We start from the raw sequence: 9,129 nt of genomic DNA, 5'->3' as shown, positions 1-9,129 counted from the left end.
CCGAGGGCATCGGCCACCGGGCCAGCCACGTGCTGATCAATTCCTCGCTTGGCGAGTTCATGGATCACATGAAGGGCAATCGCAAGGAAGCCGGCACCAGCCGAGCCGACGATCTGGTGGTCAAGCGCGATGAAGCCTACTGGCAGCGCATGAAAAAACCGGATCAACCCTGAGCGATCGCTGCAGCCGCGCCGTCATTCACGCCTCCCACGATTCAAGCGATTCATGTCGACCCGTTCCCCCTCCTCCGAACATTCAGGCTCGCGCTCCCTATTGAGGATCGCCGCCGCCATTCCCCTGCGCCGCAACATCGTGGTGATGCTGTGCCTGTCGTTCGCGAGCGTCGCCGAAGGCATCGGCATCGCCACCCTGCTGCCGCTGATCGCCGTGCTCGGCGATGACGGCTCGAAAACCAATGCCCTGAGCCAGGGCGTGCTTGGCGTCCTCGATCGCCTGCATCTGCCGCACGATCCGGCGATCCTGCTCGGCATCATCGCCGCCGGCATGCTGCTCAAGGCGGGCCTGATGCTGCTGGCGCTGCGCCAGGTCGGCCATGCGGTGGCCGATGTCGCGGCCGGCATGCGGCTGGGGCTGATCGAAGCGCTGCTGCATGCCCGCTGGAGCTATTACGTGCGCCAGCCGGTGGGCCGCTTCTCCAGCGCCCTCGGCGGCGAAGCCACGCGGGCCGGCGAGGCCTACAACGCGATGAGCCTGATGTTTTCCCTGTCGGTGCAGGCGCTGGTCTATCTGCTGGTTGCCGCCCTCGCCTCGTGGAAACTGGCGGTGCTGGCGATCCTGGTCAGCCTGATCATGATCGGCTCGCTGAACCGCTTGCTGGCAATCGCCAAGCAGAACGCCCGCCTGCAGACCGGACGCCTGCAATCCCTGCTGGTGCGGCTGACCGACGTGCTGGTCGGCATCAAGCCGATGAAGGCGATGGCCCGACATGCGCGCTTCAACACCCTGTTCCAGCAGGATCTGAAAGCGATTCGCAAAGCCTCGCGCCGGCAGGTGTTCTCGAGGAACGCCAACAAGGCGCTGCAGGAACCGATCCTCGCGCTGTGTCTGAGCATCGGTATTTTCGGCGCGCTGCGGGTGATGCAGCTGCCGATCGGCGAGGTGCTGATCATGAGCCTGCTGCTAGCCAAGATCGTCTCGATCGTCGGCAAGGCACAGCAGGAATTGCAGAACGTCTATGCCGCCGAAAGCGGCTTCTTCCTGGTCCGGCAGGCGATCGAGGACACCCGGCAGGCGCGCGAAAACGCCCACGGCGGACAGGCCCCGACCTTCACCCAGGAACTGCGCTTTCGCGACGTCTCGTTCGCCTTCGATGGCCACCGCATCCTGCACAACGGCAGCTTCACCTTGAAGGCCGGCGAAGTGGCGGCGCTGACCGGCCCTTCCGGCGCCGGCAAGACGACGCTGGTCGACCTGCTGCTCGGCCTGCATCAGCCGGATGCCGGCGAGATCCTGATCGACGACGTACCGCTCGATCAGCTCGATCTGATGCGCTGGCGCGCCATGACCGGCTACGTGCCGCAGGAGCTGATGCTGTTCAACGACAGCATCGCCACCAATGTCACGCTCGGCGCCCCCGAGTTCAGCCGCGACGATGTCGAACGCGCGTTGCGCCAGGCCGGTGCCTGGGATTTCGTGGCGCGGCTGCCGGACGGCATCGATACCAGCGTCGGCGAGCGCGGCAGCATGCTCTCCGGCGGCCAGCGCCAGCGCATCGCCATCGCCCGCGCGCTGGTCCACCAGCCGCGCCTGCTGATCCTCGACGAGGCCACCAGCGCGCTCGATCCGGGCACCGAAGCCGGCATCGTCGACAACGTCTGCGCACTGGCCCGGAGCACGGGGCTGTCGGTGCTGTCGATCTCGCATCACGCCGCCTGGGTGGACGCGGCCGAACGAGTGATTCGTCTCGAAGGCGGGGTGCTGACCGAGACCCAGCTTGCCGCCTGAGGCCAGCGACAGGCCTCATCTGCTATTCGCGCCGTACTACAAATGGGGCGGCAGCAGCGAGTTTGTCCGGGCCGTGACCCTGGCCCAGGCTGCCCGGCGACGCTGGCCGGCAGCGACCATCGAATTCCTGTTGCCCGGCGGCGCCGAAACCCGGCACGACTGCCCGTTCCCCGTCTCTTTCAACGATGCGCATCTCGACAAGCCGACCAGGATCAGCTTCCTGAACCGAGAGATCCGCGAGCGCCGGCCGCATCTGGTGATCTTCGATTGCTACAGCCATCCGGCGGTGCTGGATCAGTGCCGCGCCGTTGGCGCACGCAGCGCGTACGTTGCCGACCAACCCGGAACCTGCAAGCGCGCCTTCGAATGGTCCTGGCTGTGGCGACTCGACGCCCACTGGCAGCAGCGCCCTTATCTGACATCCTTGGCATTCACGCCAGGGCAGCGGCTGTTGTCGGCGATCAGCGCCACGCGGCGCGCGATCTTCGATACCTACTTCGACGATCTGCCGTCCGACCTCGACGAGCTGCAGCCGGAAATCCGGGCGCGCGCCAATCAGCCGTTCGCCCTGCTGGTGCCGGGCGGCGGCGGTTACCGAGTCGATGGCCGCCATGTCGGCGACATCTTCCATGCCGCAGCGGAACGGCTGCATGCGGCCACCGGCCTCGACGCCATCACCCTGCTCGGGCCGCTGCACCAGGGGCCGATCCCGGAAGGGCAGACGCTGGCGATCAAGGCGCTGAACCTGCCGCAGCTACTGGTGCTGATGCGCCGAGCCCGGATCATCGTCACCAACGGCGCCACCGGTGCGCTGCATCAGGCGCTGGCCTGCGGTGCCGCCTGCGTCGCCTCACCACTCGGCGGTTCCGACCAGCCGGAAAGAATCCGGCGTTACACCCAAGCCGGCCTGGCGCTCGCGGCGGCACCGGAAGCTGCTGCATTGGCGGAGGCTGCCGAAAGATTGCTGACCACCGAAGGTGACGCGATCCGCCAGCGGGTCTCCGCCCTGAAGCCGGTCAACGGCATTCCGCTGATGATCCGCCTGATCGAAGAGCAGCTCGCTTTGCGCGCTGATCGCAGCGTGTCGAAGGCAAGCGGCACAGGGTAAACGGCTACCATAGCGGCCAACTCCGGCACCCCGATCGGCCCGCCGAGCACTGCCTCACGCCGCCTGCGGCGTCTTCCCGCGCCTCCGAATGAAAGTCGTTTTTCCGTACATCGCGCAGACTCACCAGATTCCGCACAGCTTCCCGATCGCCGCCGAACTGGCGACGCAGCGGCCGGACTGGGCGGTGCATATCGCCTGCTCCACCGATGAGCAGGAGCGTCTGGTCCGGCGGTTGATGGGCTTGTACCCGAACGCCCGGCTGCGCATCGATCGTCTGTGGGTCGGCTGGCTGCAGCGCCTGTATCAGCGGCTGCGTGGCGAAGGCATTCCGCCCAAGACCCTGGTGCTGATCGGCAACCGCAGCTATTTCCGCCGCTTCGACGCCCTGGTGGTGCCCGAGCGCACCTCGCTGCTGCTGAAGAAGCTGCGCCTGCCGAAGCTGCGGATGATCTGGACCAATCACGGCGCGCCCGGCCGCGCCGTGACTTACGCCGATGACCTGATCGAGTTCGACTACCTGCTGCTGGCCGGCGAACGGCAGGCCGCGCGGATGCGCGAACAGGGCACCCTGCGCGAAGGCCGCTACCACGCCGGCTGCTACGCGAAGTTCGATCTCGTCGACCGGCTCGATGCCCAGCGCCGCCGGCTGTTCGACAACGATCGCCCGACGGTGCTCTACAACCCCCATTTCGAACCCGGCCTGTCGTCCTGGCCCAAGCAGGGCTTCGCGGTGCTCGAGCACTTCGCGCAGTCGAAAGACTGGAATCTGATCTTCGCGCCGCACATCCGCCTGTTCGATCGCCGCGATCCTGTCACCCAGGCACGGCTCGATCGCTACCGGACCTTGCCGCATGTGCTGATCGACACCGGCAGCGATGCCTCGATCGACATGACCTACACCCAGGCCGCCGATGTCTATCTCGGCGACGTGTCGAGCCAGATCGCCGAATTCATGGTTCGGCCCAGACCTTGCTTGTTCATCAACAGCCACGACGCTGCGTGGCAGAACTCGCCGGACTATCTGTTCTGGCAGCTCGGAACCGTGATCGCCAACGTCGACGATCTGGACGTGGCCCTCAGCGATGCAGTCGCCAACCATGGCCACTGGATCGAACGCCAACGCCAATACTTTCGCGACACCTTCGACGCCGATCCGGAAACCATAGGCCGTTCGGCCGCCGCAGGCGCCGCTGCCATTGCGAGTTTCCTGGAAACCAGCCGATGAACCGCGACGAAATACGCGCCACCGCAGGCCTCAGCGTCATCTACTCGCTGCGCATGCTCGGCATGTTCATGATCTTGCCGGTGTTCGCGCTGTACGCGCGCGACCTGCCGGTGCCGGCCACCGCCTTGCAGATCGGCCTCGCGATCGGCCTTTACGGCCTGATCCAGGCGGCGCTGCAGATTCCGTTCGGCTGGCTGTCGGACCGCATCGGCCGCAAGCCGGTGATGGTCGGCGGGCTGGCGCTGTTCGCGCTCGGCAGCGCACTGGCCGGCGCCACCCACGACATCCACTGGATCATGGCCGGCCGCGCGCTGCAGGGCGCCGGCGCCATCTCGGGGGCGGCGTCCGCCTGGCTCGCCGACGTCACCCGGCCGCAGGTGCGCAGCACGGCGATGGCGATCCTCGGCGCCGGGCTCGGCGTGTCGTTCATCCTGGCGCTGGTGCTCGGGCCGATCGTCGCCGGTTTCATCGGCGTGTCCGGCATCTTCGATCTGACCGCTGTGCTCGCCACCGCGGCGATTCCGCTGGTGATCTGGGGCATTCCGGCAGCGCCGAAGCTGCCGCCAGCCGGCGCACCGGCCTCGATCCGCGCCGCCCTCGCCGATCCGCAACTGCTGCGGCTCGATGCCGGCATCTTCCTGCTCCACGCAACGATGACCGCGGTGTTCGTGGCCTCGCCGCTGGCGCTGGAGAAAACCCTCGGCCTCGCCGGCAACGAGCACTGGAAAGTCTGGCTGCCACTGCTGCTGGTGTCGATCGTGCCGGTGTTTCCACTGTTCCGGATCGTCGAAAAGCGCCAGATCGCCAAGCCGATGTTCATCGCCGCAGTCACCGCCCTGACGGTGGCGATGCTGCTGGCGGCCGGCGCCTGGCAATCGAAGCCTGGCCTGGTCGCGGCCCTGTTCCTGTTCTTCCTCGGTTTCAACTACCTGGAAGGCGCCCTGCCATCGATGATTTCCCGGCGCGTGCCGCCGGAACGCAAGGGTGCCGCGCTCGGCGTCTATTCCAGCGCCCAGTTCCTCGGCGGCTTCGCCGGCGGCTCGCTTGGTGGCATCACGCTGGGGCATTTCGGGGTGGCTGGGGTGTACGCGACCGCAGGCGCGCTGGCGGCGATCTGGCTGATAATAGTTGGGACTGGGGCATCCGGCCTGGCGGTTGCTGAACGTGCAATCCCGGCCCCAGAACACACGACAAATTGAGCAGCACGGAGGCGATATGGCATCACGCGGCGTAAACAAGGTCATCCTGATCGGCAACCTCGGCAAGGACCCTGAAGTGAAGTACTTCCCGAACGGCGATGCGTTCTGCAACCTGACCCTCGCCACCTCGGAGTCGTGGAACGACAAGGCCTCCGGCGAAAAGAAGGAAAAGACCGAGTGGCACAACGTGGTGTTCACGCGGAAGCTCGCGGAGATCGCCGGCCAGTACCTGAAGAAGGGCGCCAAGGTCTATGTCGAAGGCAGCCTGCGTACTCGCAAGTGGCAGGACAAGGAAGGCCAGGATCGCTACACCACGGAAATCCTGGTCAACGACATGCAGATGCTCGATGGCCGCAGTGGTGGAGGCGGCGGTGGAGGCATGAGCGACGACGATTACAGCCAGTCTGCCCCGCCGACCCGCAGCTCGCCGCCAGCCCGCAGCAGCGCGCCTACACGCGCACCGCAGCCGCAGGCAGCACCGGCGGCCGAGCACTTCGAGGATGACGACATCCCGTTCTGATCAGGCTGCGCTTCTCTGCTACCCATAACCCCCTGCGACAGGGGGTTATTTTATTTTCGAGCGTTTTGTTTTTGACTCCCGCGTAAGCTGCCGCTCCGCCTTCTCCAGTTCGGCGATGTCGTCGGCATCGGCCGTGCACGCATCGGCCACTCGACGCTGCGCATCGAACTGTTCGTAGCGCTGGTGTGCGATGGCCACCATGTCGTCGTGGCTGACGCGGCCGGCACCCCGCAAAAGCGGCCGCTCGTTGAACTCGATGAAGCTATTGACATACTGCCGCCAGTCCGCCATGTGAAGCTGCTTGCGGTTCATGACGCGCAGTTCGGCGAACTCCAGGAAGGCGACGACGATGCGGTTTAGATGCTCGATCTCATTCGCCGCGAGATAATTTTTGGCCACGATCACGTCGGTCTTGCGCACGCGGCCTGCTTTCCAAGCCGTCAGCGCCATGTTGGGCACGCTTGGGTCGGCGCGTTTCATCACCAGTTCCGCCGCTGTGCATTCGGTGACCGCGAACAGCATCTTGTTCTGCACTTCCGCAAAGAACTGGCCGACTGCCTCGCCGTCATCCCGGTAGTCCGCCGAGAGCGCAAAGAGATCGCGGACCTTGTGGTAAAACCGCTTCTCGGACGCCCGGATTTCCCGGATGCGTTCCAGCAGTTCGTCAAAGTAATCCCAGCCAGCCGGCTCCTTGAGCCGGGCATCGTCCATGACGAAACCCTTGACCAGGTACTCGCGCAGGTGAGCCGTGGCCCACTGGCGAAACTGGATGCCGCGCGGGGAACGAACCCTGTAGCCAACGGCGAGGATGAGGTCGAGGTTGTAGGACTTGACCGTGCGGCGAACCGACCTCGCACCCTCAACTTGAACTTGTAAGTAAGCCTTACAAGTTGCCTCTTCCGTCACTTCGCCTTCGCTATAGATGGCTTTGACGTGCTGGGTGATGTTCTGTGGGGTAGTTTGAAACAGCTCGGCAATTTCGGCTTGCGCAAGCCAGACGGTGCCGTCCACCGCCTTGAGACTGAACTGGGCGCGACCGTCTTCCGTGGGATAGAGGATCAGTTCTCCGCTGCCCAAGATATTCTCACTCATTGCCCAGCTCCTTCAGATATCGGGCGGAATAGCTGGCGGTTTCACGCTGCTACTTGCAAACGAGGGAATGTTGCAACGCATCCTCAGTAACCGCCACCCAAAGCCTTGAACAAACCGATCGCCGCGGTCTGCTGCGCAAGCGAGGCCTGCACCAGGCTGTCTTCGGAGCTGAGGCGGGTGCGCTGGGCGTCGAGCAGGGTCAGCAGGTCGTCGGCGCCGGCGTCGTAGCGGGTGCGGGCCAGCTGGTAGGCCAGCCGCGCCTGTTCGGTGGATTGCTGCAGCAGCGCGGCGCGCTGCTCGTTGGTGCCGACCGCGACCAGGTTGTCTTCGACATCCTTGAGCGCCAGCAGCACGGTCTGGGCGTAGTTCTCCATCAGTTCCCGCTGCTGCGCTTCGGCCAGCCGCACCTGACTCTGCAGGCGGCCGCCGTTGAAGATGGTTTGCGATAGCGAGGCCGCGAGCGACAGCAAGGTGCTGCTGCCGCTGGTGATCAGGCCGTTGAAGCCGGCAGAGGCCGACAGCGACACGCTCGGTAGCAGCGCCGCACGGGCGATGCCGATATCGGCATTGGCGGCGATCAGCGAGCTTTCCGAAGCGCGGATGTCCGGCCGCTGCAGCAGCAGGCTGGCCGGCGTGTCGACGGCGATCTCCGGCACGTTCAGCCCGGCGAGCGTGGTCGCCGTCACCGTGAAGCCGCCTGGTGCGCGGCCGAGCAGCACGGCCAGCGCGTGGTGGGTCTGCTCCAGGCTCAGGCGCAGCGACGGCAGGCTGGCTTCGATGTTGAGCAGCGTGGTTCGCTGCTGCGCCAGCTCCAGCGCATTGGCGCCACCGTTGTCGTAACGCAGCTGGACCAGGCGCAGCAGTTCAGCGGCGGCAGCGCGGTTTTCCTCGGTCAGCGCCAGGCGATCCTTCAGCGACAGGATCAGAAAATAGTTGCTGGCCACGTCGCCCTGCAGCACCAGCGCCACGGCATTGCCGTTGTAGCCGCTGGCATCGAGCCGCGCTCGCGCTGCCGCTGCGGTCGCCCGGTTGGCGCCCCAGAGATCAAGCTCGTAGGACGCGCTGAGCGTCGCCTGGCTGTTTTCGCTGGTGTCGTTGCCACCACTGCGATTGGTCGAGGCCGATGCCGATGCATTGACCGCCGGCACCAGGTTGGCGCGCGCAGCCCGGGCGCTGGCGCGGGACTGTTCGATGCGTGCCAGTGCGGCAGCCAGATCGTGATTGGCGGCCAGCGCTTCGCTCATCAGCTGATCGAGTTCGGCGCTGCCGAAGCGCTGCCACCATTGCGGGACGACCGGCACCGCCTCGGCGCTGGCTTCGTCGGCCTGGGCGTAGCGTTCCGGCAGCGGCAGCTCGGGCTGGGTCAAGGTCGGGGTCAGGCTGCAGCCGGCGAGCAATAGCGCGGCGGCAGCGAATGTCAGGCAGGAGAAGTTTTTCATGGCTGGTTCTTCGGACTATTCGGAAGCCAGAGCGACGACGGGATCGAGGTTCGCCGCCTTGCGCGCCGGCAGATAACCGAACAGCAGGCCGGTGATGAAAGCGGAGCCGAAGGCGAACACGGCCGGGGCGACGGTGAACACCACTTTGGAGCCCAGGGCTTCGGCCGCGAGGGCCGCGCCGATGCCGAGCAGCACGCCGATGACGCCGCCGATGCCGCAGATCACCAGCGCCTCGGTGTTGAACTGCAGCAGGATGTTGCTGGTGCGCGCGCCGGTGGCCATGCGCACGCCGATCTCGCGGGTCCGCTCGGTGACGCTGACCAGCATGATGTTCATCACGCCGATGCCGCCGACCAGCAAGGAAATGAACGCCACCGACCCAAGCAACAGGGTCAGCGTGTTCTGCGTGGTGGTCGCCATCTCCATCAGCGAGGTGGTGCTGCGCACTTGGAAATCGATAGTGCCGTGGCGTGCCGTCAGCAGTTCGGTGATCGCGGCCTCCGTGCTATCAGCGACATCGGCGCTGGCCAGCTTGACGTTGATGGTGCCGAGAAAGCGCTTGCCGAATACCCGCGCGAAGC

The 9,129-nt window shown here is 65.7% G+C and carries 8 protein-coding genes; 5 read left to right on the top strand and 3 right to left on the bottom strand.

The annotated features are described in order from the left end of the window. The first annotated feature begins 273 nt into the window (after positions 1-273). The 5 genes from Q0D45_RS19200 to ssb all read left to right on the top strand — a co-directional run bounded on the left by Q0D45_RS19200 (position 274) and on the right by ssb (position 6,017). The gene (locus Q0D45_RS19200; RefSeq protein WP_293396774.1) at positions 274-1,965 is read left to right on the top strand and encodes an ABC transporter ATP-binding protein; all 1,692 of its coding nucleotides are present in this window, start codon (positions 274-276) and stop codon (positions 1,963-1,965) included. Next, entirely contained in the window at positions 1,955-3,073 is a 1,119-nt protein-coding gene (locus Q0D45_RS19195; RefSeq protein WP_293396771.1) for a hypothetical protein, read from the top strand. Before Q0D45_RS19200 ends, Q0D45_RS19195 begins: the two co-directional genes overlap by 11 nt. Positions 3,074-3,161: 88 nt before the next feature. Next, positions 3,162-4,298 (top strand): hypothetical protein, encoded by a 1,137-nt coding sequence (locus tag Q0D45_RS19190; protein WP_293396768.1) that lies wholly within the window; start codon positions 3,162-3,164, stop codon positions 4,296-4,298. Continuing rightward, the gene (locus Q0D45_RS19185) at positions 4,295-5,497 is read left to right on the top strand and encodes an MFS transporter (RefSeq protein WP_293396765.1); all 1,203 of its coding nucleotides are present in this window, start codon (positions 4,295-4,297) and stop codon (positions 5,495-5,497) included. Before Q0D45_RS19190 ends, Q0D45_RS19185 begins: the two co-directional genes overlap by 4 nt. 16 nt (positions 5,498-5,513) lie before the next feature. Then, a complete protein-coding gene (gene ssb, locus Q0D45_RS19180; protein ID WP_293396762.1) occupies positions 5,514-6,017 on the top strand; it encodes a single-stranded DNA-binding protein in 504 nt (167 codons plus the stop codon). Positions 6,018-6,062: 45 nt separating this feature from the next. Here ssb and Q0D45_RS19175 read toward each other — a convergent pair whose 3' ends face one another. The 3 genes from Q0D45_RS19175 to Q0D45_RS19165 form a co-directional block, all read right to left on the bottom strand. After that, positions 6,063-7,109, bottom strand: coding sequence for a virulence RhuM family protein (locus Q0D45_RS19175; RefSeq protein ID WP_293396759.1), 1,047 nt, complete (start codon positions 7,107-7,109; stop codon positions 6,063-6,065). An 83-nt stretch (positions 7,110-7,192) separates the two neighbouring features. Then, positions 7,193-8,548: an efflux transporter outer membrane subunit gene (locus Q0D45_RS19170; protein ID WP_293396756.1), complete on the bottom strand. Its 1,356-nt coding sequence runs from the start codon at positions 8,546-8,548 to the stop codon at positions 7,193-7,195. A gap of 15 nt (positions 8,549-8,563) precedes the next feature. Next, the coding region (locus Q0D45_RS19165) for an FtsX-like permease family protein (RefSeq protein WP_293396753.1) at positions 8,564-9,129 on the bottom strand (566 nt) is incomplete at its 5' end.

The organism is Nevskia sp., from assembly GCF_023266035.1.
Classification (GTDB): domain Bacteria; phylum Pseudomonadota; class Gammaproteobacteria; order Nevskiales; family Nevskiaceae; genus Nevskia.
The sequence above is the reverse complement of the archived record's forward strand: the minus strand, read 5'-3'. Positions and strand labels throughout refer to the sequence as shown.